Here is a 24,370-nt window from a genome sequence, read left to right as displayed (position 1 = left end):
ATGAGGGGATATCGAGTCTGGTTGCAAGCGCAACTCCGGTCATGGCGCATGGCAGTCCGGCTCGCGGACTGTATTATCAGTCAATCAACATCATTTGTCTTGGGGAGTACCAATGGACTTCAACGTCAAGCACGGCACACTGGAAACCATCAAGAGCGGCTGTCTGGTCGTAGCCATCAGCGAGGGAGCGGATCTTGATGGCCCTGCTGCCGAACTCGACCGCGCCTGTAGCGGCCAGATCAGCGCCGCGATCAAGCATGGCGACATCACCGGCAAGAGCGGTCAAACGCTGCTGCTATTCGGCTTGCCGGGCGTGACAGCCCAGCGGGTGCTGCTGGTAGGTCGCGGCAAGGAAGCTGAACTCAACGATAGACAGTTCCGCAAGCTGGTGCAAAAAGTCATAAACACGCTGAAAGATGGCGGAGCCACTGACGCCTTGATCACGCTCGCCGAGTTGCCGGTGACCGGTCGGGATCTGTATTCAAGAGCCCGCCTGATGCTGGAAACCGTACGCGAGAATCTGTACCAGTTTGACCAGTTCAAGACGCAGAAGGCCATCAAGCCGCGCCTGAAAAAATGCCTGGTCTGGTCGGCTGACAAGGCTGACGCGGAAGTGCTCAAGCGTGCCGTAACACACGCGCAGGCCATCGGCGACGGCATCGACCTGACCCGGACGCTGGGCAACCTGCCTGGCAATGTCTGCACGCCATCCTATCTGGCCAGCCAGGCCAAAGAGCTGGGCAAGGCCTACAAGGAACTGGACGTCGAGATTCTCGAGGAAAAGGACATGAAGGCCCTCGGCATGGGCGCCCTGTTATCAGTCAGCGCTGGTAGCGCCGAGCCAGCCAAGCTGATTCGCATGAGCTATCAGGGCGGCAAACCCAAGGACAAACCCCATGTTCTGGTCGGCAAGGGCATAACCTTTGACACAGGCGGCATCAGCATAAAGCCGTCGCCCAACATGGACGAAATGAAGTACGACATGTGCGGTGCAGCTACGGTCTTTGGCGTCATGAAAGCAGCCGTGGTCCTGCAGTTGCCGATTAACATTGTCTGCCTGGTAGCTGCGGCGGAAAACATGCCCAGTGGCACTGCTACCAAGCCTGGCGATATTGTGACCAGCATGTCCGGACAGACTATCGAAATCCTCAATACCGACGCCGAAGGCCGCCTGGTGCTCTGCGATGCGCTGACCTACGCCGAGAAGTTCAAGCCAGCCAGCGTGGTCGACATTGCCACCCTGACAGGCGCGTGCATTGTGGCGCTGGGCAGCAATGCTTCGGCTGTCATGGGTAACAATGACGAACTGGTGCAGCAACTGCTCAGCGCCGGCAAGCAGGCCGATGACCGGGCTTGGGAATTGCCTCTGTTCGATGAATATCAGGAGCAGCTGGACAGCCCCTTCGCCGACATGGCCAACATCGGTGGGCCCAAGGCGGGCAGCATTACCGCTGGCTGCTTCCTGTCGCGCTATGCCAAGGCCTATCCGTGGGCGCACCTGGATATTGCCGGTACAGCCTGGACCAGCGGCGGCAAGGATAAAGGCGCCTCCGGCCGCCCCGTACCCCTGCTGATGCAATATCTGCTCAACCAGGCCGGCTAAATAAAACAGCGGCAAGCGACAAGCTTCAAGCGGCAAGTTGGCCGTGCGAGCTGAACCATCGGCGCAGGAGCTGGAAGCCAACAGTTTGGGGTTGGCTTTTGGCTTTTGGCTTGAGGCTTGAGGCTTGAGGCTTGTAGCTTGTAGCTTGTAGCTTGTAGCTTGTAGCTTGCCGCTTGCCGCTTGCCGCTTGTAGCTTGTAGCTTGTAGCTGAGGGTTCTATGACGCGTATTGATTTCTACCTGCTGACCAGCGCCAATCCGGAGCTGCGACTGGATTATGCCTGCCGACTGGCCCACAAGGCCTGGAGCAAGGGACACCGCGTTTACATCAACTGCAACGATGAAGCACAGGCAGAAACGCTTGATCGGCTTTTATGGAGTTTTCGCGCCGATACTTTCCTACCCCACGCATTGGCTTCAGACGACGCTCAACAAGCCGTGGTCTGCGGTTGCGGCGAACCGCCCGCGGCGCACAACGATCTGCTGATCAACCTGGCGGACACTACTGCAGACTCGTTCAGCCGCTTCAGTCGGATGGCCGAGATCGTTATCGAACACGATCCCGTGCGCTTGCCAGCACGCGAGCGATTTCGCTTTTACCGCGAACGGGGCTATCCTCACCAGACCCATCAGATACGGATAGCGGGATGAATCATGGCGCAGCGCGACCCTTCAGAACCATCACGTCTGCTCAAGGATCTGGAGTCCATTCGCACTCTGCTGGACGAGCCTGCTGAAGCGCAGAACGCTTCAGCCTCCCACCTTGACTCAGGCTTGCAGAAAGCGACTACCAGTGAAGACGCCCAGCTTGATATTCCGCTGCTGCAAGACATTATTAGCGATGCACCAGGCCTGGATCTCAGTCAGCCGCTGACCCCTGTGGTAATCGATAAGCCCCATTCGCCGGCCTCCGCTCCCTTGCCGTCGTTACCCGCAAGACCCACCGCACCCAAGCCCAACCCATTTTTGCCATATGACCAACTGGCCAGACTGGCCGAGGAACGTGTGCAGCTGGATCGCCTGATGGCCGGCCACATACCACCTCCCCCGACGCACCCCGCGACCAGGCAAAGCACCAGGCGCGACAGCGCCCACACCGGCGCCCGGGAAGTTCGCATGGAAGCCCGCCTCCAGGCCGAAGCCCAGTTGATCCTACAGGAAGTCATCGACGACCTGATGCCGACCATTGAGGCCGAACTGCGCAATCGCCTGCAGGACAAGCTGCAACAGATGGTGCGCGAACAACTTAAATAAGTACCTGCGGGCTGGGCCTTGATGCTCCGTGCCCGCTATAATGCCCGTTTTTCGCGACGATTCCGGCCCCGCCCACGGCGCAACCGGCCTGCACGTCGCCGACTGACCAACCGGATACCCAGCATACCCATGGAAAAGACCTACCAGCCCCACGCCATCGAATCTTCCTGGTACCAGAACTGGGAGCAGAACAACTACTTCGCACCCCAGGGCTCGGGCGAGTCCTACACCATTGCGCTGCCGCCACCCAACGTGACCGGCAGCCTGCACATGGGCCATGGTTTCAACAACGCGATCATGGACGCCTTGATCCGCTTCCGCCGCATGCAGGGCCGCAACACCCTGTGGCAGCCTGGTACCGACCACGCCGGCATTGCGACGCAGATGGTGGTAGAACGTCAACTCGGCGCCCAGGGTCAGTCGCGTCACGACCTGGGCCGTGAACAGTTTCTGGAAAAGGTCTGGGAATGGAAGGAAGAGTCCGGCGGCAACATCACCCGCCAGATCCGTCGCCTGGGCAGCTCGGTGGACTGGAGCCGCGAACGCTTCACTATGGACCCAAGCATGTGCGAAGCGGTCAAGGAAGCCTTCGTGCGTTTGCACGAGGACGGCCTGATCTATCGCGGTAAGCGCCTGGTGAACTGGGACCCGGCGCTGCATACAGCCATATCTGATCTGGAAGTCGAGAACCACGACGAGACCGGCTCACTGTGGAACCTGCGTTATCCTCTGGCTGACGGCGCCATTACCGCCGATGGCAAGAACTATCTGATCGTCGCCACGACCAGGCCCGAGACCATGCTCGGCGATACCGCGGTAGCGGTGAATCCGCAAGACGAGCGTTATCAGGCACTGATCGGCAAATTCGTCGAATTGCCGCTGGTGGGCCGACGCATCCCGATCGTTGCCGACGACTACTGCGATCCCGAGTTCGGTACCGGTTGCGTGAAGATCACCCCAGCCCACGACTTCAACGACTATGAAGTCGGCAAGCGCCACGCCATGCCGCTGATCAACATACTCGACAAGGACGCGGCCATCCTGCCCCGCGCCCAGATCTTCAATATCGATGGCAGCGTCAATACCACTGTCGATTCGAGCCTGCCCGAAGCCTATGCCGGGCTCGATCGTTTCGAAGCGCGCAAACGCATCGTCGCCGACTTCGACGCCGCCGGCCTGCTCGAGAAGATCGAACCCCACGCCCTCAAGGTGCCCAAGGGCGACCGTTCGGGCGTGGTCATCGAGCCCTGGCTGACCGACCAGTGGTATGTCTCAACCAAACCGCTGGCCGAGCCGGCCATCGCCGCCGTAGAGGACGGTCGCATACAGTTCGTACCCAAGCAGTACGAGAATATGTATTTCAGCTGGATGCGCGACATCCAGGACTGGTGCATCTCCCGCCAACTGTGGTGGGGCCACCGCATCCCGGCCTGGTATGACGAGGCAGGCAATGTCTATGTCGGCCGCGACGAAGCAGAAGTGCGCGCCAAGCACAATCTGGGCGACGCTGTGCTGCGTCAGGATGAAGACGTACTCGATACCTGGTTCAGCTCAGGCCTCTGGACCTTCTCTACCCTCGGCTGGCCCGAGCAGACCCAGGCACTGAAGACTTTCCACCCGACCGACGTGCTGGTGACCGGCTTCGACATCATCTTCTTCTGGGTCGCGCGCATGATCATGCTGACCATGCACCTGATGAAGCATGAGGACGGCAGCGCCCAGGTACCCTTCAAGACGGTCTACGTACACGGCCTGGTACGGGATGGCCAGGGCCAGAAGATGTCCAAGTCCAAGGGCAACGTGCTCGACCCGCTGGATATCATCGACGGCATCGACCTGGAGTCCCTGGTGTCCAAGCGCACCAGCGGCATGATGCAGCCAAAGATGGCGGCGAAGATCGAGAAGCAGACCCGGGATGAATTCCCCGACGGCATCGCCGCCTACGGCACCGACGCCCTGCGCTTCACCAACTGTTCACTGGCCTCCACCGGACGCGACATCAAGTTCGATATGGGCCGGGTGGAAGGCTATCGCAACTTCTGCAACAAGATCTGGAACGCCGCGCGCTACGTGATGATGCAGTGCGAAGACAAGGACACAGGTATCGATGGCAGTGCCGTGGAGCTGACCCTCGCCGATCGCTGGATCATCTCGGAGCTGCAACGCACTGAGACCGAAGTGACCCGCCAGCTCGACCAGTTCCGTTTCGACCTGGCCGCGCAGGCGCTTTACGAATTTATCTGGAACCAGTACTGCGACTGGTACCTGGAACTATCCAAGCCGGTGCTGTGGGACGAGAATGCACCTGCCGAGCGCCAGCGCGGCACTCGCCGGACACTGGTGCGGGTGCTCGAAGCCGCCCTGCGACTGGCGCACCCGTTCATGCCCTTCATCACCGAAGAGATCTGGCAACGCATTGCACCGATGGCGGGCAAAAGCGGCCCGACCATCATGCTGCAGCCCTGGCCTCAGGCCGATGAAAGTCGTCTGGATGAAACCGCCGAGCAGGACATCGAATGGCTCAAGGGTCTGATCCTGGGTGTGCGTAACATTCGCGGTGAAATGAATGTGGCCCCCGGCAAGGAACTCGAATTGCTGCTGCGCAATGCCGGTGACGAAGATCGCCGCCGCCTGCAGGAAAACGAGGCATTCCTGAAGAAGCTGGCCAAGCTATCGTCAGTGATCGTGCTGGCAGCAGGCGACGAAGCTCCCCTGTCGGCCACCGCCCTGGTAGGCGAGCTGGAAGTGCTGGTACCCATGGCCGGACTGATCGACAAGGCCGCCGAACTGGCTCGCCTGGACAAGGAAATCCAGCGTCTCGAAGGAGAAACCAAGCGCATCGGCGGCAAGCTGAGCAACGCCGGCTTCGTCGACAAGGCGCCGCCAGCAGTCATCGACAAGGAGCGCGGCAAGCTCGCCGACGCCGAAAAGGCCATTGCCCAGCTCAGCGAACAACGTAGCCATATCGCCAGCCTCTAGGCTTGAAGCGGGCCGGATCAGAATCCGGCCCGCCCGGCCCCTGCAACAGAAGAGATACCATGCCCATCGACAACAGTATCGTTCATCAGATTCACAAGAAGCCTGACGGCCAGCCCGCCAGCCTCAGCCTGCGCGATAGCGAGCTGGCCAACTCCGAAGCGCTTGAGCAACTGCTCGCCGGTCTGATCGAGGCCTACAACAGCAAACCGAACAAGGCCTGGGGTTACTTTCAACCGGAAAGTGGCGCCTACCCCTTCAGTGGCTGGCTGCAGCAACTCATCGATGGCGAGCAGGATTTCATTGGCTTCTCGCGCCAGGCTAGCGAGCAGCTGAAGACCCTGATGGAAGGCTCCAACCTGGCACTGGGCGGCCACGTGCTTTACATCCGCTACCGCCAGGGCATGACTGCCTTTCTGATTATTGCGCTGCTGCACCATACCGAAGGCGTTACCGTCACCGACAACCTAGAGGTCGCCCAGGCTCGGCACTTGGATCTGTCCAGCCTGAACATGGCCGCGCGCATCAACCTGACCGAGTGGAAGCAGAACGCCCAGTCGACCAAATACATCTCGTTTATTCGTGGGCGCAGTGGCAAGCGGGTCTCGGACTACTTCCGTGATTTCATCGGCTGTATCGAAGGGGCCAATCCGGAGGAAGAGACCACTACCCTGCTCCAGGCCTTCAGCGACTATGTCGGCGAAGCGGATTTTCAGCCCGATACCCTGCGCGACAAGACCAAGGCCATGAGCGGCTACGTCAACAGCCAGGCCCGCCAGGGCGAACAGGTCGCGCTTGAAGAGCTTTCCGGGGTAATCGATGAAGAACAGCCGCGCGCCTTCTACGATTACATCCGCAACAAGGATTACGGCTTGTCTCCGGAGATACCGGCGGACAAGCGCACCCTGAGCAATTTCATGCGCTTCTACGGCAAGGCCAATGGCCTCTCCATCAGCTTCGAAGCGCATCTGCTGGGTGAGCAGGTAGAGTATGACGAAGGCCAGGATTCACTGGTGATCAAGCATCCGCCCAAGGGGCTAGTGCAGCAATTGCGCAACAAGAAAGGCCGCTAGAACAGGCCAGGGTTTAGCTGATTGTGAGGCAGGTCGCAGACAACGCTGCGTAAATCGAGCACCATAGCCTGATGATCAGACAAACCCTGTTGGATACCTTCGGTTTCGACCAATTTCGCCCCGGCCAGGAGCCGGCCATCAGGTCGGTGCTGGCCGGCCGTTCCGCCGCGGCGATATTCCCCACCGGCTCCGGCAAATCCCTGTGCTATCAGCTCCCGGCGCTACACCTGCCGCACCTGACTCTGGTCGTTTCGCCTCTTTTGGCGTTGATGCAGGATCAGTTGGCGTTCCTCGAGCGCCACGGTATCGCCGCCGGCAGTATCGATTCAGCCCAGGGGCGCGATGAGGCCAACAGCGTTATGGCGCGGGCACGCAATGGCGAACTGAAAATCCTGATGATCTCGGTCGAACGCCTGAAGAACGAGCGTTTTCGCAATTTCATCCAGCAAGTCCCCATCTCTCTGCTGGTGATCGACGAGGCCCACTGCATCTCCGAATGGGGTCATAACTTTCGCCCCGACTACCTGAAACTGCCAACCTACCAGCGGGAACTGAACATACCCCAGGTATTGCTGTTGACCGCCACCGCCACGCCGCCAGTGATCGCCGATATGCAGGCCCGATTCGCTATTGCCGCGGAGGATGTGGTGACCACGGGGTTCTACCGGCCCAACCTGCATCTGGGCGTGGAACCCGTAGCGGCCACTGCCAAACCCGCCCGGTTGGTGCAATGGCTCGTAGCCAAGCCGGGCGAAGCGTCCATCGTCTACGTCACCCAGCAGAAAACCGCCGAGGATGTGGCGCGCCAGCTAAGCACTCAGGGTATCGAGGCCAGCGCCTACCATGCGGGTCTTGCGCACGAGCGCCGGGAAGCGATCCAGCAGCAGTTCATGGCCGGGCAGATCAATTGCATTGTCGCCACCATTGCCTTCGGCATGGGCATCGACAAGAGCGACATCCGCAATGTGGTGCACTACGATCTGCCAAAATCGATCGAGAACTACAGCCAGGAAATCGGCCGCGCCGGACGCGATGGTCAGCCGTCGCGCTGCCTGATTCTCGCCAATCGCGACAATCTCAATGTGCTGGAGAACTTTGTTTATGGCGACACACCCGAGTTAAGCGGGATTCGCGCGGTGCTTGATGACCTGCTGGCCATCCCGGAAACGGGACCAGGCGGACAAGGTCAGTGGGAGATCATGCTCAATGCCCTCTCCTCCCAAAGCAATATTCGCCAATTACCGCTCAAGACCTTGCTGGTGCAACTCGAACTGCGCGCAATCATCGCGCCGCGTTATGCCTATTTTGCCGAATACCGCTTCAAATACCTGCTGACACCGGAGCAGATCCTCGGGCGTTTTCAGGGCGAGCGCCAGCAGTTCGTTCAGGCGATTATCAGTACCTCTACACTGGCGCGCACCTGGTGCACGGTCGATTTCGACGCACTGTGGCAACAGCACGGTGCAGAACGCAGTCGGGCGATCAAGGCGCTGGATTATTTTCAGGAGCAGGGCTGGATCGAGATGGAGAGCAAGCAGATGACCGAGGTCTATGCGCTGCTCGACCGGACATTCAATCCGCAGGCGCTGGCGGAAGAGCTACATGGTTATTTCCAGGCCCAGGAGCAGAGCGAGATACGTCGCATCCACGCGATGATCGAACTGTTCGCGGCCAACCAATGCCTGAGCCACAGCCTCGCGCTGCATTTCGGCGATGATAAGGCTCCGGAGCACTGTGGGCATTGCTCGGTATGCGAGGGCCAATACGCGCCACTACCCGGGCCACCGCAGCTGTCGCCACCGGACACAGTTGGGCTAACCACAATCGCCGGCGCCTTCATCGAACGACACAGCGCATTGACTGGAAGTCCGCCCGGCCCGGAAAGCATCACACGGTTTCTCTGTGGTATCACTACGCCCCTGTTCACCCGTATGAAAGCACGGCAGATTTCCGGCTTTGGCGAACTACAGGCCTACCCCTATGCGAAGATCAGAAGCCAGCTAGTCACGGTTTGAGGCGATAGCCCGTCTTGAAAATCCACCAGACAATGCCGATGCAGGTAATCAGAAACACACTGGTCATCGCCAGGCTGACTGCTATGTGTACATCAGCTACACCGTAGAAACTCCAGCGAAATCCGCTGATCAGATAGACCACCGGATTGAACAGCGTCACGGTCTGCCACAGCGGTGGAAGCATGTTGATCGAGTAGAAGCTGCCGCCAAGAAAGGCAAGCGGCGTGACAATCATCAGCGGAATGATCTGCAGCTTCTCGAAACCGTCCGCCCAGATCCCGATGATGAAACCGAACAGACTGAAGGTAAGGGCCGTCAAGACCAGGAATCCAAACATCCAGACCGGATGCTGGACCTCGTAGGGAACGAATATTTTCGCTGTGAGCAGAATCAGCAGACCCAGAATGACCGACTTGGTAGCCGCGGCGCCCACATAACCAATAACGATCTCGGTCGGTGATACCGGTGCGGAAAGTACTTCGTAAATAGTGCCGGTGAACTTGGGCATATAGATGCCGAACGATGCATTGGAAATGCTTTCGTTGAGCAGCATCAACATGATCAGGCCGGGAATGATGAACGCGCCATAACTCACGCCATCGATCTCGGTCATGCGCGAGCCTATCGCGGCACCAAACACGACGAAATACAGGGAAGTCGAGATAACTGGCGACACCAGGCTCTGCAGAAGAGTGCGGCGCATTCGGTTCATCTCAAACTGATAAATCGCCTTGATCGCGTATAGATTCATGAAGCTTCCCCTGCCCGTTGCGGTGCGGAAACCGACTCGCCCGCGTTATGCACCAGCCCAACGAAGATATCCTCAAGCGAACTCTGGCTTGAATGCAGATCCTTGAACTCGATGCCTTCGCGCGCCAGGGTACGGAGCAATTCGGCGATACCGGTCTGCTCCTTCAGCGCATCGAAGGTGTAAACCAGAATATGACCCTCCTGTTCGAGCGCCAATTGATAGTCCGCAACGGCAACCGGGATCTGTTCAAGGGGTTGTTGTAGATGGATGCTCAGCTGCTTGGTACCCATTTTGCGCATCAGCGCCGCTTTTTCTTCGACCAGTATCAGCTTGCCACCGTTGATTACGCCGATGCGGTCTGCCATCTCCTCGGCCTCCTCGATGTAGTGGGTAGTCAGGATAATCGTTACCCCGCTGGCCCGCAGCTTGCGCACCATTTCCCACATATCACGACGCAACTCGACGTCCACACCAGCGGTCGGCTCGTCCAGAAAAAGGATGTCCGGCTCGTGTGACAGCGCCTTGGCAATGAGGACCCTTCGCTTCATGCCACCGGACAGGCTCATGATCTTCTCGTTGCGCTTGTCCCAAAGCGAAAGGTCTCGTAGCACCTTTTCCAGATGCGCGGCATCCGCCGGCTTGCCAAACAGGCCCCGACTGAGTTTCAGCGTCGCCCAGACAGTATCGAACATGTTGTTGGTCAGTTCCTGGGGCACCAGACCTATGGCGGTGCGCGCTGCACGATAGTCGCGAACGATATCGTGACCATCGACCACTACCCGCCCCGCCGTCGGATTGACAATCCCGCAAATGATACTGATAAGCGTGGTTTTGCCTGCGCCATTGGGCCCGAGCAAGGCAAATATTTCACCCCGCCGGATATTCAGGTCGACTTTATCGAGCGCCTGGAATCCCGAAGCGTAGGTTTTCGTCAGGCCGGTGACCTGAATAATGTCGTTCACGTTTTCTCCATTCACGCATGGGTGATGCAGCCGCCAGCGCCGCAAAAGCCCGTTATCATCGCACGCGTACCGGTCCACCGGGCTATTCACCCGACGCTATTGGATGTGGGGATATGTCCGGCCGATGTCGTTTTTAAAGGGGTGCTGATCGAATGGTGCTATTCGCTCTTCCTCACAGATGCCATGGCGCAGAAGGAACAGCCCGTTTACCGCCCGCACCAGCGCCGCGCCGGCCTGCAGAAAGAAATCCGCTGCCACCTCGCGCTCCTCTTCGCTCTCCAGGGGCAACTGCTGCGCCCGCGCTGCGGCGATGTCGAAAAGATCCTCTGATTCGGTAAATTCCCTGCGCACCGAATGGCAATAGGCGCCGGCTGGCAGATCGGTAAAATCATCGGCCAGTCGCTTCAGGTGGTATCGGTAGACGGTTCTGCACTGCTCGAGATCCTGCAGGAACTGGTCGCGTAGCGGCTCATTCACACCCTGGTTTGGATCGGTCTGTTCCAGCGCCAGCGCAAACGCCTGCACAGGTCCCGCGCAATAGGTCTGCGCGTCCTCGGGTTGACCCACTGCAGTGGCTGAATCGGCCAGCACGGCGCACGGCATAGCAAGCAACATGACTGCTGCGACAAGAGACCGGTAATGCAAGAGTGTGTTCGTAGTTGCAACCATTGCGCCTGAGGGGCCTGCTGACGGGTTCGGTTACCGCTGGGCGGATGCCGTGGCGGGGCGATACATGTTGACCAGTGACAGCCCAATGATCAAGCCTGCCAAGTATAAACCAGCCAGTCAGACCGGCGTTGCGCCGGTCCGTTCGATCTGGATGCCCTGTAATTAAATCGCCTGAATGCGGAATCCGTAACGCGGGAAATGCACCTGAACGCGTCCGGCCCGATCATCTTCGCGGGCCACGACGATCTCTTCCGCATCCTCATAGACCAGCTCACCGGTGACCGGGTCGGTTCCGTAGTCCACAGCGTTGACCTGCACTGCCTGACCCACCTGCAGACCATCGGGACTGACAAAGTCGCTTGCCGAATAAGTCCGGGGCGTCGCTTCGTTAGCTATCTGCACGGCATCGGACGGATCCAGATCGGCATGCGATCCGTGACCAAAATCAGCTATGCGAGCCATCCACTCGCCGACCGCCGGATAACCCTCGAGCATGTTCGCCACTGCCTTGTTGCTGGCCACGAACCACAACGGATGATAGTAGGCAAAGTCAGCAATACAAGCCTGGCTGCCAAGCAGGTATTCACCGTCGCGCTGCAACTGGGTTTCCAGACGGCTCAACAGCGTTGGCCATTGTGAGAGGGCCACCGAAGCGTCGAGACGACTGGCACTACCACCCTGAAAAAGCTTCTGCCGGTCAGCCATGAAACCCTTGACCATGGCCTCGGGAGCGCCGGCAAAGCGGGCAGCCAGACCGTGAGGCTGAAAATTGATGGCAACTGCGTGCTGGAACAGTACCTGATCGGCGAACTGCGCCAAGGCAGTAGCTGCTGCCTCGCGACCTTCGGGGATCAGTGCCGGGGTGCTCTTGGTCTCCTCCAGCAAACGGGCGATCAGGGCCGTATCGCAGTAGATATCAGCACCAACCTGCATCACTGGTGTGCGCCGATAGCCGCCAGTCAAAGCAGTCAGATCCGGTTTTGGCATTGCCGCAGGAATCATCACGGACTGCCATGCAAGCCCCTTGAAGCCCAGCATCAGACGGGCTTTTTCGGCAAATGGGGATTGTGGATAATGGTGCAGAATCAGTTCACTCATGGGTATTCTCCAGTCAGGGTGAACCCAGCTTAGCTGGTGTGTCAGGCACTGCACAGTCACTCGCCATACCTGATGATGCGCCATTGAACTGACTGATCAGTCGCTCCTTGGCCCGCTTGTTCAGTGACTTGATGGCAATCTCGCGGCGAAGTGCTATTGAGTGATCGGTACAGACTTCGGTCCAGACCAGGGCGCTGGCGGGACTGCGGTTGAAAAATCTGGCGCCCTTGCCACGCTGGTGCTGAGCAAAGCGACGCCGCGGATCAGTGCTGATGCCGGTATAGAGGTGACCGTTCTCGGCTCGCACCATGTATACCCACCAGGCTCTCTCCTCAGCGGGCTCCGGGCTGTGTTCGGTGCTGTTTTCAGGCCCATCAACAGGCATACTGATATCCATCACTGTTGGAGTGAACCCATGTTTATACAGATTTTCGGTACTGGCGGCACCCTCGACAAGCTCTATCATGATGCGCTTAGCGATTACCAGATCGGTGAACCCATGGCGGGCGAATTGCTGGAGCAGGGCCGGGTGTCAATAGGATATGCAGTGGAATCGCTGATCCGCAAGGACAGCCTGGAGCTCGACGACGCAGATCGGCAGTTGATTCACGACAAAGTCGCTGCGTGCCCCTATGAGCATGTACTGATCACCCATGGCACCGATACCATGACGGTTACCGGTGCCTGTCTCGAAGATATTCAGGGTAAAGTGATTGTGCTGACCGGGGCCATGCAGCCGGCCCGTTTCAGGGACTCGGACGCACTGTTCAACCTGGGACTGGCCGTCGGTGCGCTCAATACCCTGGGCCACGGCGTGTATATCGCCATGAGCGGCCGAGTATTTCCGGCCGATCAAGTGAAAAAGAACCGCCTGGCTGGGCGCTTCGAAAGCACCTGAAAATCTGACTGTGGTCCGGCCAGCCGGCCGAAGAGGGTTACTTTCTAGCCCGTGCCGCCCACAGTGATCTGATCAATTTTCACGGTGGGCTGGCCCACGCCCACCGGCAGTGACTGGCCGTCCTTGCCGCAGGTACCTACACCGCTATCCAGCGCCAGGTCGTGGCCGACCATGGAGACACGATTCATCACCTCCGGGCCGTTACCGATCAGCGTTGCGCCCTTGACCGGAGCGGTGATCTTGCCGTCCTCGATCAGATAGGCTTCGCTGGTGGAGAACACAAACTTGCCGCTGGTAATGTCAACCTGACCACCGCCCAGATTCGCGCAGTAAATACCCTTCTTCACCGACTTGATGATGTCCGCAGGATCACTCTCGCCTGCCAGCATGTAGGTGTTGGTCATGCGCGGCATCGGCAGGTGCGCGTAAGACTCACGTCGACCGTTACCCGTTGCAGGCACGCCCATCAGGCGGGCGTTGAGCTTGTCCTGCATGTAGCCCTTGAGAATGCCGTTCTCGATCAACGTGGTGCAGTTGGTCTGGTTACCCTCGTCATCCATGCTCAGTGACCCGCGACGGCCCGGAAGCGTTCCATCGTCAACTATGGTGCACAGGCTGGACGCTACCTTCTCACCTACCCGGCCGCTATAGGCGGAGCTGCCCTTGCGGTTGAAGTCACCCTCCAGGCCATGGCCGACGGCCTCGTGCAGCAGAACCCCGGACCAGCCAGGCGCCATTACCACGGGCATGCTGCCGGCCGGAGCTGGAATGGCTTCCAGATTCACTATCGCCTGACGCACCGCTTCACGGGCATAACCCATGGCGCGCTCTTCGGCTTCAAAGAAGCGGTAGTCGGTGCGTCCGCCACCACCGGAGCTGCCACGCTCACGACGCCCCTTGTTCTCGATAATGACACTGACGTTCAGCCGCACCAACGGGCGTATATCACCAGCCCAGGTGCCGTCGCTGGAAGCAACCAGTACGGTATCGTGCACGCCGCCCATGCTTACCGACACCTGCGTGATACGCGAGTCCAGGCTTCGTGTATAAGCGTCCAGGCGTTGCAGGAAAGCGACCTTTTCAGCCTGGGCCATGACATCCAGCGGATTGTCAGCGGCATACAGGGCGGTGCTGTTACCGCGATCCCAGGCCTTAACGCTGCCGGTCTGGCCGGAACGGGCAATCGAACGCGCCGCCCCTACCGCCTGACTCAACGCAGGCAGGCGCACGTCGTTGCTGTAAGCAAAACCGGTTTTCTCGCCCGACTGGGCCCGCACACCAACACCCTGATCGACGTTGAAGCTGCCATCTTTGACAATGCCGTCTTCCAGTACCCAGGACTCGCTGATCTGGTGCTGGAAATACAGATCGGCAGCATCCACGCCCGGGGCCGAAACCAGTTGACCGAGCACAGCTGCAACGCTGTCTGGACTCAGATCGGCCGGCATCAGCAGGCGGTTTTCCACTTGGGCTAGTACATTACTCATTCAGTCTGACTCCTTGGCGGCTGCGACAATGGCTTGCGCAGGCACTAGGCGACGATGCCGGTCAACCGGCATCCGCGCGCGAATAGTATTGAGATGATCATGATCGATGCTCTGGCAGAGCACCCCTTCCCCAGTGGTCAGCGAATCCATGACTTCGCCCCAGGGATCGACCAGGCAACTGCGGCCAAAGGTCTCACGGCCGCCCGGGTGCAGCCCACCCTGATTGGCGGCCAGAATGTAACACTGGGTTTCGATAGCCCGTGCCCTTAGCAGAACCTCCCAGTGGGCAGCGCCGGTGACCGCGGTAAATGCCGAAGGGACGACAATGAGTTCGGCGCCTGCCTGGCGTAAAGCCACATAGAGCTCCGGGAAGCGCACATCATAACAGATGCTCAGCCCAACCCGACCGACCGGTGTATCGACGCAAACGATGGCATCGCCGTAACCGTAATCCTTGGATTCGCGATAGCTACGATGATTATCCTCGACCTCCACATCGAACAGATGCAACTTGTCATAGCGCGCAACCTGCTGCCCCTGGTCGTCAAAGACCAGGCAACAGGCCATGGGCTTTTTCCCCGCAGCCCGCGGAAGGGGGATGCTGCCACCGATCAACCAGATCCCATGTTTGCTGGCCTGTCTGGACAGAAAGCGGGTGATCGGTTGTTGACCGGAACATTCCGCTTCGCCGATTTCTTTCAAACTACGATTACCAAAGGCCGCAAAGCACTCCGGAAGCAACACCAACTTGGCCCCGGCCTGCGCTGCCTGTGCAATGAGTGGCGCCGCCTGGTCCAGATTGGCCTGAACATCAGGACCGCTGATCATCTGTATCGCTGCTACAAGATGCATATGAATCACTCCTCCAGGGCTGCCTCGTTATCAAAGGCCCGCTCGAAATCGACGGTAGGCTGCTGCCAATCACCGCTGACGCGATATTTAACCGACGCAAAGCGAGCGACTCGGTCGCCGAGTATCTTGTCAGCGAGAAACAACGCCCCGCCAATATAGGGTGCGCCGGCAATAATGGCCGCCAGCGGTAGATTGTTGGTTACCGGTAAGGTTACCAGCATCCCCATATCGATGCTGCGGGCCGGCAGGTCGATGTGGCCATCAAGCTGCATTTTCGCCCCGGGTCCATCCATTACCAAGGGGCTGCGGGTGCGCATCACGCCGTCGGTCAGGGCCAGGTCGGCGGTCAAGGTATCGTAGGCTGTACCCCGCCCGAACAGATCACTGAAATCCAGGCGCAAGCGGCGTGTCAGGGCGTTGAAATTGAGCAGACCGAAGACCCGCAAGGCGTCCGCAGACCCTTCACCACTTTGCAACGTGCCATTGCGCGCATCGAGCAAAATGCTCCCGGTGCTGCGGCTCAAGGCGAAGAATGCCGGTGATCCAGACCAGGTCAGATCCGCTGTGGTCGAAAATTGTCCACTGGTCACTGTCGGAGCATAGCCCCACGCCTTCAGCACCCCGCCTATGTCACCTGCCTGCAGGCCCCCACTGAACTGGCTTGACATGCCCCCGGCATGCCATTGCAGGTCTCCCGCCAGCTGCAATCCACGCAAGTCCATCGACAGACTGCTGATCTGCGCACCATGGTCGGATGGGCGCATCTGAAAACGCACCGGCCCGACCGGGTCGTTGCCCCGCGACAGCATATCTATGTTTACATCCATGGCAGGTAGCGTTCGCGGATCCACATCCCGCAGGGGGTCTTCAGGGATCAGCGGACTAGCCAATGCATCCACCCGTGGCTCGCTGTCGCCACTGGCGAGAGAAAGTCGCTGCATATTGAACGCCACAGGTTCGGAGCGCAGGTCCGGCAAGGTAATCTGCCCCCTCACTCGTGCCTGATCGAGATTGAACATCCAACCCTGATCACTGCGTACACCACTGATCGCCAGATCATTCAGACGTTGGCCCAGGCCGCTAAACTCGCCTGCGCGCAGATCCAGCGTTCTGACCCTTTTAATCGCTGCACTGGGCCTTAGCCCTGAAACAGCACCAGATTGACCCACTAGCGACGGTAAAGCTCCCTGGCGCTCGACCCAATTGCGCCAATCAGCCAGCTCAACGTGTTCGAATCGGGCCCCGACACTAAGCCCCGGCTCTCGACCCAATGACGGCTCGCCACTTCGGTAGCGCAGATCTCCCCGCAAGGCAGTCGCCCCTGTCTGCACCACTCCCGCCAGATCCGGCCCCAGATTGAATCGCCAGTTGTAGTGGTCCCCATCCTGGGCCAAGGTCAGGCGGCTTGGCAGCAAGCGCTCTGCCGACTTTGCCAGCGGGCCCGGCAGATCCAACTCCACGCCCTCAAGATCGCTGTCAACCTGCAGCCACGCAGCACCTGCTTGCAACGCGCCCCGGGCCTCCCATGACAATTCACCAGCCATCAGATCTGCGGGAAGCTTTGCAAGCAACGGCCACGACTTGAGCTGGCCGATGCTGTGCTGCCCATTGAATGTCGCTTCCTGCCTACCCGCCTGACTGCTTATGTCACCTGCTATGGCGCGACCCAGAAAGCTCGCCTTTATCTCACTCGCTTGCAAACCCGCATCAGAGGTAAAGGCAAACTGTCCGGACAGCTCGCCCAGAGAAGCCTGCAGTAACGGAATTGAGAGACTCTCGGCTTCCAGCTGCCAACGGGCATCCACCACCGTTGCCCGCTCCCTTTGCAACGGGAGCTCAAGCCCGAATTGCCCTTGAACCTGCCCCTGCCCTTCCCAGCCTCGCAGTGCGTTACTGGTTGCTGCGGCAAGAGGGGTGTCCTGCAAGAGCCGCAGAGCATCACCCAGCGGGCCAGTGAAATCACTGCCGATGCGCAGTTGCAACGCATCGGCAGGTTGCTGGCGGTATGTGTTCACCCGGATACCAGTGAGAGCCGTATCCCACAACCGTGCGGAGGCATCTTCTATTACTACCTGCTGATCCTTGAGTCGCAAAATAGCGCTGATCTTCTCAAGCCGCGGCCAATCGGGCTGAAAAAGCAGACTGCCCGAATCCAGTTGGGCATGCAGTGACAGGGACCGCTCACCGGGCTCAGCATCGCGTCTCAGCGACCCCTGATACTCAAAAATAGCCAGTGGCACGCTACCTTCAATCTGTGCCTGGCTCAGCCACTCCCCCAGTTGCGGATTGAAGGCAGGCGACAGGGTCGGCAAGTAATGCTCACTGGAGGTCGCCTGGGAGTCGGTCAGAGATACCCTGAGCGCCATTGTCGGGGTCTGGCCTTGCGGTGGCAGATGAAGTTGCAAGGCGACAGCTGCGACACCATCAACACCCTGCGCGCGCATACCCGGTGCTGTCAGACGCAATCCCTCGGCGTCGGACCATTGCCAGTCCATCTGTCCAACGAGTTGCTGATATGACCATGACTGGGGAAACAGCCGGGGCAGGTGCATCGACCAATCATCGCTCCTTACCCTCAGTTGACCCTGAAAGGGGCTGCCTGCCAGGCTCCCGCTGATACCCTGTACTTCCGGCGCGCCCTGCCAGGCTCCAACACCCGCGTCCTCAAGCATCGCGCTGATGCTCAGGCTGCGCCAGTCTACCGGCAGACCAGCACCCTGCAGAGACAGCGCGTTCAAGGTGCCGACAGGCTGCAAAGCCTCTAGTGCGGTTGCAGCCCGATCGGACAAGACACTGGCAGGCACCAGCTGCGCGAGTATCTCCAGCGGCACAGTATCTGCCTGCATTTGCCAGTCGCTGCTTGCTGTATCCTGCCACAGCGATAGCCGGCTGCGTGGCCAATGCTGATCGCCAAGATCAAACTCCAGCCCCTGTATACGCAGCCGCTGGCGCTCGCCCTGCCTGAACGCAAATTCGGCCTCCAGCGCAGTCAGCTCAGGTACATTCTGCGCTTGTTCCAGGCGCAGCCGAGGCATCTCGAGCCGTCCACGAAAATACTCTAGCTGCTGCTTCTCCCAACCACCCCAGAAGCGCCCGCCGACCACCATCTGATCGATCGGAGCCATCTCCAGCCATGCCGGGGGCAATTGCTCGACCCAGTCAATGGGCGGCAGATCGAGGAAGAATCCCACTGACATGTCCTGCCAAGCACTACCCTCCTGCAATGCACTGACCTGCCAGCGCACCTGTTGCCCTTCCGGCAAACGCACTCTGCCATCCAGACGGTGCCAACCAGGGCCGTTCAGGAGCGTTATTTCGCCATCCTGGAAGACCCACTGTGGTCGCTCATGGGGACTGACCAGAATACGGGTATTCAGCAAGGTAATGCGACGCTGCTCAAACACCATGTCCAGCGTCGTATCCAGATCAAAATTGCCCGCAAGCCGCTCACCCAGACCGTGCAGGCGCCAGCGTCCATCCGCATCCTCGACCAGCTCGAGCGCGAGCCCCTCTATCTGCAGCGCATCCATGACCAGCCTGCGCTCCCAGAGACTCGCCCAGATATCCACCCGAGCTGTCACATTATCCAGCGCCAGCAGGGTCGGACTGTCCGGATCCAGCTGCTCGTGCACACGCAGACCCTGCATCTTCAGCACCGGCTGCGAACCCTGCATCTCACCACGCAGACTTTCCAGCGATATGGCTCTTCCTGTAGTTTCCTCCGCCCAGGCCAGCAACTCAACGCGATAATCAGCTATGGCCGGCACAAACTGGCGACCCAGACTGACGTAGGCAGCCGCTGCCAGCAGCCAGACCACCAACAAGACGATCAACCCATCGAGGGCACGGATCAACCAGCGTTGAATTTGCATCGGGTCAGTCCGGCATCACATGAGTACCACGTCATACTGTTCCTGGGTGTAGACCGTCTCTACCTGAAAGCGGATTGGGCGCTCGATGAAAATTTCCAGATCGGCGACATTGCCCGACTCTTCATCCAGCAGGCGATCGATTACCGCCTGCGAAGCCAGCACCGTGTATGCCCCGGCCTGATAGGCACGCGCCTCACGGAGAATCTCCCGGAAGATTTCATAACAGACACTTTCAGGCGTTTTCTGGATGCCCCTGCCCGTGCAGCAGGGGCACGGCTCGCAGAGTATCTGTTCGAGGCTTTCCCGGGTGCGCTTGCGGGTCATCTGCACCAGGCCAAGCTCGGTGATACCGATAATGTTGGTTTTGGCGTGATCGCGTTCCAGCTGTTTTTCCAGTGTGCGCAGCACCTGGCGCTGGTGATCTTCGTCAACCATATCGATAAAATCGATAATGATGATACCGCCCAGGTTGCGCAGTCTCAGCTGCCGGGCAATCGCCATCGCCGACTCAAGATTCGTCTTGAAAATGGTTTCCTCAAGATTGCGATGACCGACAAAGGCGCCCGTATTCACGTCGATGGTGGTCATGGCTTCAGTCTGGTCGATAACCAGGTGCCCACCCGACTTGAGCATTACCCGGCGCTCAAGCGCCTTGTGGATCTCATCCTCGATGCCATAGAGATCGAAAATCGGTCTTTCCCCGGGGTAATGCTCCAACAAACTCTGCACTGCGGGCATCAACTCCTGCACGAAAATCTCGACCTTCTGGAAAGTCTCCCGGGAATCCACGCGGATCTTTTCCGTACGCGGGCAGACCAGGTCCCTCAGGGTGCGCAGGGCAAGGGGCAAGTCTTCGTAAATCACCGAGGGGGCCGGTGCCGCCTGGGTCTGCTGCGAGATTTGCGACCAGAGACGACGCACGTAACGGATATCCGCGCGTATTTCCTCTTCACGGGCTGCTTCGGCTGCGGTCCGCAGAATGAAGCCACCGGCCTCATCGACGCCTTCAGTTTCAACGCAGGCGGATACCACCTGCTTGAGCCGGTCGCGCTCGGCTTCATCTTCTATCTTGAGGGAAATGCCCACATGGGGCGTGCGCGGCATGTAAACCAGAAAACGCGAGGGAATCGACAGATGGGTAGTCAGGCGAGCACCCTTGGTGCCTATCGGGTCCTTGGTTACCTGAACTACCAGACCTTGGCCCTCATGCAGCAAAGCCGTTATCGCCTCGACAGCCTGGCCCTCGCGGTCGGACACTTCGGATGCGTGAATAAATGCAGCGCGCTCCAGTCCGATATCGACAAAGGCTGCCTGCATTCCAGGCAATACTCTGACCACCTTGCCCTTGTAGATGTTGCCGACAATGCCTCGGCGCAATGTACGCTCGATATGCACTTCCTGCAGCACGCCATTCTCCACCAGGGCGACCCGGGTTTCCATCGGCGTGATATTGATCAGTATCTCTTCGCTCACAGGCTCTGCTCTCCACACCAGATCACCAGGAAGCGGTGTTGATCGCGGTACTCTGACGACCTGGATTTATGCTTGCGTTAGTCCGGATGGGGACTCCGCCTGACGCCCCTGCCAACAATCGACGCCAAAGCTGGACAAAAGCTGTGCCGTCTCCGCCAGAGGCAGCCCGACTACTGCGCTGTAACTCCCCTGAATCATAGCTACAAAAACCGCCCCCAGGCCCTGAATGGCATAACCACCAGCCTTGTCTGCGGGCTCACCTGTCATCCAGTAAGCCTGGATTTCGGCTGCCGCGATCGGTCGGAAACTGACATCAGTATCCACCCGAATCACTTCGATTCGCTCACCGCAGGCTACAGCAACTGCCGTGATCACCCGGTGCGTCCGCCCGGACAGGGACCGAAGCATGACCGCTGCGTCATCGGCATCCATCGGCTTGCCCAGGATCCTGTCGTCTATTACGACCGCCGTATCGGCAGCCAACACTACCGCCCCATCGGGGGCCTGGTGCTGCCCCGCCAGGGCCTTGGCCCGGGTGACGCGCTCCACATAGTCCACAGCCCCCTCTCCAGCTCGCACGCTTTCGTCGATACTGCAGGCAAACTGACGGTGTACTACGCCGATCTGGGTCAACAACTCACTACGACGCGGTGAGGCCGACGCCAGATAGAATGGTGCAGTCTTGGGTTCAGAGTACATGAAACCGCTTCCTGACGCCGCGCAGTACCGAATATACCCATGGCCAGAGAATGGCGCTGACAAAGGCCGGTAACAGAAAGAGTAATGTTGGTGGACGATTGCCGGTCAGGCTGTTGAGCCAAAGCAGCAACATCTGGGCGATACCCAGTACCGGCAGCATCACCAGACTCTGTTGCCACAGGGGGAATCGACGAATGCGCTGATGTAATAACAGCATCATCCAGGCAACCATTGTCATGACCAACGCATGCTGGCCGAACAACTGGCCATAAAGCACATCGGTTGCCAGCCCCATGATCCAGGCAGTCAACAGGCCTACCCGATGTGGCAGGGCCATTACCCAATAGGCCAATACCATGGCCAACCACATAGGGCGGCCCAGCTCCAGCATGGTGGACATGGGCATCACACTGAGCAGAAGTGCGACGACAAAGGTAAGGCCGATAATAAGACTATTGCGCATCTGCACCCTCCCCGGAGACGGGTGCGACGGTATCAGCGTCTGCTTTCTCGGCTGCAGCGCTCTCATCCGGAGCGGTTGCTTCAGACTGCGGCTCATCCAGCTCGAGAGCGGGCACAATCTCCCCGTATCCGGACTCGGCACTGAAGACCAGCAGCATGTATCGACTGCGATTGAGCTGAGCAGTAGGAGCCACACGCACATCAGCGAATGGCTGAGCCGGATCCTGGCTGACCGAAACCACTCTACCTACCGGATAACCTGCAGGGAAACGTTGACCCAGACCCGAACTGACCACTATGTCGCCTTCACGAATATCCGCGGTATCGCCGATAAAACGCAACTCGAGCAACTCGTTATTGCCGGTACCGCTGGCAATCGCGCGCAATCCGTTCCGATTGACCTGAACCGGCAGACTATGGGTGGCGTCGGTAATCAGCAGCACGCGTGCTGAATAAGGCATGACTTCTACCACCTGCCCCATCAGACCAGTGGCATCAAGCACTGGCTGACCAAGGAATACTCCGTCACTTTCACCCTTGTTGATCAGGATACGCTGGGTAAAAGGATTGGGATCAACGCCTACCAGCTCGGATACCAGCACCCTTTCATCGACCAGGGAGGAAGAGTTGAGCAATTCGCGCAGCCGCACGTTCTGCTCCGTAAGGGTAGCCAGTTTCTGCAGTTTGCGCTTGGTCAGCAGAGCCTCGGCGCGCAAGCGCTCATTCTCGGCAAGCAGGTCAAGCCGACTGGCGACCAACTGGTAACCGGTATCCCAGGCGCGCACGGGTAAGTCGGCCATGTAATAGACCGGCGTCAGTAGCAGGCTCAGATTCGAGCGTAGCGGCTGCAGGGCAGCCACACGAGCATCGACCACCATCAGCGCAATCGAGAGCACTGAGAGGACCAAAACTCTTACGCCCAGTGAAGGACCTTTGATAAACAGCGGTTTGATGGCGAGCTCCTCGCAGCTGCAAACCTTGGCCCGTCAACAGCAGACCAGGCAGGTAGGGGCTACCTGCAGGTGCGTTGACCGGCTTCCGGTCACTCGGTAGAGAGCAGATCCATGGTGTGCTGGTCCATCATTTCCAGTGCCTTGCCACCACCACGGGCAACACAGGTCAAAGGTTCTTCAGCAACAATCACCGGCAGTCCGGTTTCCTGGGTCAGGAGCTTGTCCAGGTCACGCAGCAAGGCACCACCACCAGTAAGGATCAGGCCACGCTCGGCAATATCGGAAGCCAGCTCTGGCGGAGACTGCTCAAGTGCGCTCTTGACTGCCTGAACGATAGTCGCCAGCGACTCCTGCAGTGCTTCGAGAACTTCGTTGGAGTTCAGGGTAAAGGCGCGAGGTACGCCCTCGGCCAGATTCCGGCCGCGAACGTCGACTTCAAGCACTTCACCACCGGGGAATGCAACGCCGATTTCCTGCTTGATGCGCTCGGCAGTGGACTCACCGATCAGGCTGCCATAGTTGCGGCGCACGTAGGTCACGATCGCTTCATCGAAGCGGTCGCCGCCCACCCTGACGGACTCGGCGTAAACCACACCGTTCAAGGAAATCAATGCGATTTCGGTAGTACCACCACCGATATCCACAACCATCGAGCCACGTGCTTCTTCCACCGGCAAGCCAGCACCGATAGCTGCGGCCATGGGCTCCTCGATCAGAAACACCTCACGGGCACCGGCACCGAGTGCCGACTCGCGAATGGCGCGGCGCTCGACCTGGGTAGACTTGCACGGCACACAGATGAGAACCCGCGGGCTGGGCTGAATGAAGCTGTTCTCGTGCACCTTGTTGATGAAGTACTGCAGCATCTTTTCACAGACACTGAAGTCGGCTATGACGCCGTCCTTCATGGGACGAATGGCCTGGATATTCCCTGGCGTGCGGCCCAGCATGCGTTTGGCGTCGGTACCGACGGCCACGACGCTTTTCTGGTTGCCATGACTACGAATAGCCACTACGGAGGGTTCATTGAGTACAATGCCGCGGTCGCGGACATAGATAAGCGTGTTGGCAGTGCCCAGGTCGATGGACAAATCACTGGAAAACATGCCACGAATTTTTTTGAACATGCGTTGAGTACACCCTAGGACGCGTGGGTTAAATGAAAAAGAAACACTGATAAGCAACCTGCTTCAGCGCTTGACCAGCCGCGGAATCGATCCGGGGCGACGAGCGGCCGAACTGGCAGGGCGGCGGTGATGAATGCACTCGCAGGT

General features: G+C 59.1%; 20 protein-coding genes. 7 read left to right on the top strand and 13 right to left on the bottom strand.

Annotated features, from left to right (window positions below):
* The first annotated feature begins 112 nt into the window (after positions 1-112).
* From FZF01_RS16645 to FZF01_RS16620, 6 genes are all read left to right on the top strand, one after another.
* Entirely contained in the window at positions 113-1,603 is a 1,491-nt protein-coding gene (locus tag FZF01_RS16645) for a leucyl aminopeptidase (protein ID WP_150279202.1), read from the top strand.
* Positions 1,604-1,821: 218 nt separating this feature from the next.
* Positions 1,822-2,253: a DNA polymerase III subunit chi gene (locus FZF01_RS16640; RefSeq protein WP_150279201.1), complete on the top strand. Its 432-nt coding sequence runs from the start codon at positions 1,822-1,824 to the stop codon at positions 2,251-2,253.
* A gap of 3 nt (positions 2,254-2,256) precedes the next feature.
* Positions 2,257-2,856 (top strand): hypothetical protein, encoded by a 600-nt coding sequence (locus FZF01_RS16635; protein ID WP_150279200.1) that lies wholly within the window; start codon positions 2,257-2,259, stop codon positions 2,854-2,856.
* Positions 2,857-2,985: 129 nt separating this feature from the next.
* The gene (locus FZF01_RS16630) at positions 2,986-5,835 is read left to right on the top strand and encodes a valine--tRNA ligase (protein WP_150279199.1); all 2,850 of its coding nucleotides are present in this window, start codon (positions 2,986-2,988) and stop codon (positions 5,833-5,835) included.
* A 59-nt stretch (positions 5,836-5,894) separates the two neighbouring features.
* Complete coding sequence (gene yejK / locus FZF01_RS16625; RefSeq protein ID WP_150279198.1) at positions 5,895-6,905, top strand: nucleoid-associated protein YejK; 1,011 nt, start codon at positions 5,895-5,897, stop codon at positions 6,903-6,905.
* A 71-nt stretch (positions 6,906-6,976) separates the two neighbouring features.
* Positions 6,977-8,920 carry a RecQ family ATP-dependent DNA helicase gene (locus tag FZF01_RS16620; protein ID WP_150279197.1) on the top strand — a complete coding sequence of 648 codons (1,944 nt, stop codon included), beginning with the start codon at positions 6,977-6,979 and terminating at the stop codon, positions 8,918-8,920.
* Here the strand turns inward: FZF01_RS16620 and FZF01_RS16615 are convergent.
* The 5 genes from FZF01_RS16615 to FZF01_RS16595 form a co-directional block, all read right to left on the bottom strand.
* Positions 8,910-9,671: an ABC transporter permease gene (locus FZF01_RS16615; protein ID WP_150279196.1), complete on the bottom strand. Its 762-nt coding sequence runs from the start codon at positions 9,669-9,671 to the stop codon at positions 8,910-8,912. The genes FZF01_RS16620 and FZF01_RS16615 overlap by 11 nt on opposite strands.
* Complete coding sequence (locus FZF01_RS16610) at positions 9,668-10,633, bottom strand: ABC transporter ATP-binding protein (RefSeq protein ID WP_150279195.1); 966 nt, start codon at positions 10,631-10,633, stop codon at positions 9,668-9,670. The genes FZF01_RS16615 and FZF01_RS16610 overlap by 4 nt, the downstream gene beginning before the upstream one ends.
* A gap of 96 nt (positions 10,634-10,729) precedes the next feature.
* Complete coding sequence (locus FZF01_RS16605; protein ID WP_150279194.1) at positions 10,730-11,248, bottom strand: hypothetical protein; 519 nt, start codon at positions 11,246-11,248, stop codon at positions 10,730-10,732.
* Between the two features lie 216 nt (positions 11,249-11,464).
* Positions 11,465-12,400, bottom strand: coding sequence for a glutathione S-transferase family protein (locus FZF01_RS16600; RefSeq protein ID WP_150279193.1), 936 nt, complete (start codon positions 12,398-12,400; stop codon positions 11,465-11,467).
* A gap of 13 nt (positions 12,401-12,413) precedes the next feature.
* Entirely contained in the window at positions 12,414-12,785 is a 372-nt protein-coding gene (locus FZF01_RS16595) for a GIY-YIG nuclease family protein (protein WP_150279192.1), read from the bottom strand.
* A 30-nt stretch (positions 12,786-12,815) separates the two neighbouring features.
* On the opposite strand from FZF01_RS16595, the gene FZF01_RS16590 reads away from it, so the two are divergent.
* Complete coding sequence (locus FZF01_RS16590) at positions 12,816-13,298, top strand: asparaginase domain-containing protein (RefSeq protein ID WP_150279191.1); 483 nt, start codon at positions 12,816-12,818, stop codon at positions 13,296-13,298.
* A gap of 44 nt (positions 13,299-13,342) precedes the next feature.
* Here FZF01_RS16590 and tldD read toward each other — a convergent pair whose 3' ends face one another.
* From tldD to mreB, 8 genes are all read right to left on the bottom strand, one after another.
* A complete protein-coding gene (gene tldD / locus FZF01_RS16585; protein WP_150279190.1) occupies positions 13,343-14,785 on the bottom strand; it encodes a metalloprotease TldD in 1,443 nt (480 codons plus the stop codon).
* Positions 14,786-15,637: a carbon-nitrogen hydrolase family protein gene (locus tag FZF01_RS16580; protein ID WP_150279189.1), complete on the bottom strand. Its 852-nt coding sequence runs from the start codon at positions 15,635-15,637 to the stop codon at positions 14,786-14,788. It abuts the gene before it with no gap.
* 5 nt (positions 15,638-15,642) lie between these two features.
* Positions 15,643-19,509 (bottom strand): YhdP family protein, encoded by a 3,867-nt coding sequence (locus FZF01_RS16575; protein WP_150279188.1) that lies wholly within the window; start codon positions 19,507-19,509, stop codon positions 15,643-15,645.
* Positions 19,510-19,524: 15 nt separating this feature from the next.
* Positions 19,525-20,982, bottom strand: a complete 1,458-nt coding sequence (rng, locus tag FZF01_RS16570; protein ID WP_150279187.1) for a ribonuclease G — start codon at positions 20,980-20,982, stop codon at positions 19,525-19,527.
* A gap of 66 nt (positions 20,983-21,048) precedes the next feature.
* Positions 21,049-21,681: a Maf family protein gene (locus tag FZF01_RS16565; protein WP_150279186.1), complete on the bottom strand. Its 633-nt coding sequence runs from the start codon at positions 21,679-21,681 to the stop codon at positions 21,049-21,051.
* A complete protein-coding gene (gene mreD, locus FZF01_RS16560; protein ID WP_150279185.1) occupies positions 21,671-22,144 on the bottom strand; it encodes a rod shape-determining protein MreD in 474 nt (157 codons plus the stop codon). Before mreD ends, FZF01_RS16565 begins: the two co-directional genes overlap by 11 nt.
* Positions 22,134-23,051, bottom strand: a complete 918-nt coding sequence (gene mreC, locus FZF01_RS16555) for a rod shape-determining protein MreC (RefSeq protein WP_373286455.1) — start codon at positions 23,049-23,051, stop codon at positions 22,134-22,136. The genes mreD and mreC overlap by 11 nt, the downstream gene beginning before the upstream one ends.
* A 134-nt stretch (positions 23,052-23,185) precedes the next feature.
* The gene (mreB, locus tag FZF01_RS16550; RefSeq protein WP_150279183.1) at positions 23,186-24,223 is read right to left on the bottom strand and encodes a rod shape-determining protein MreB; all 1,038 of its coding nucleotides are present in this window, start codon (positions 24,221-24,223) and stop codon (positions 23,186-23,188) included.
* Between the last annotated feature and the right edge of the window lie 147 nt (positions 24,224-24,370).

The organism is Halopseudomonas salina (assembly GCF_008641105.1).
Note: the sequence above shows the minus strand (reverse complement) of the source record. Positions and strands in the feature narration are given on the sequence as shown.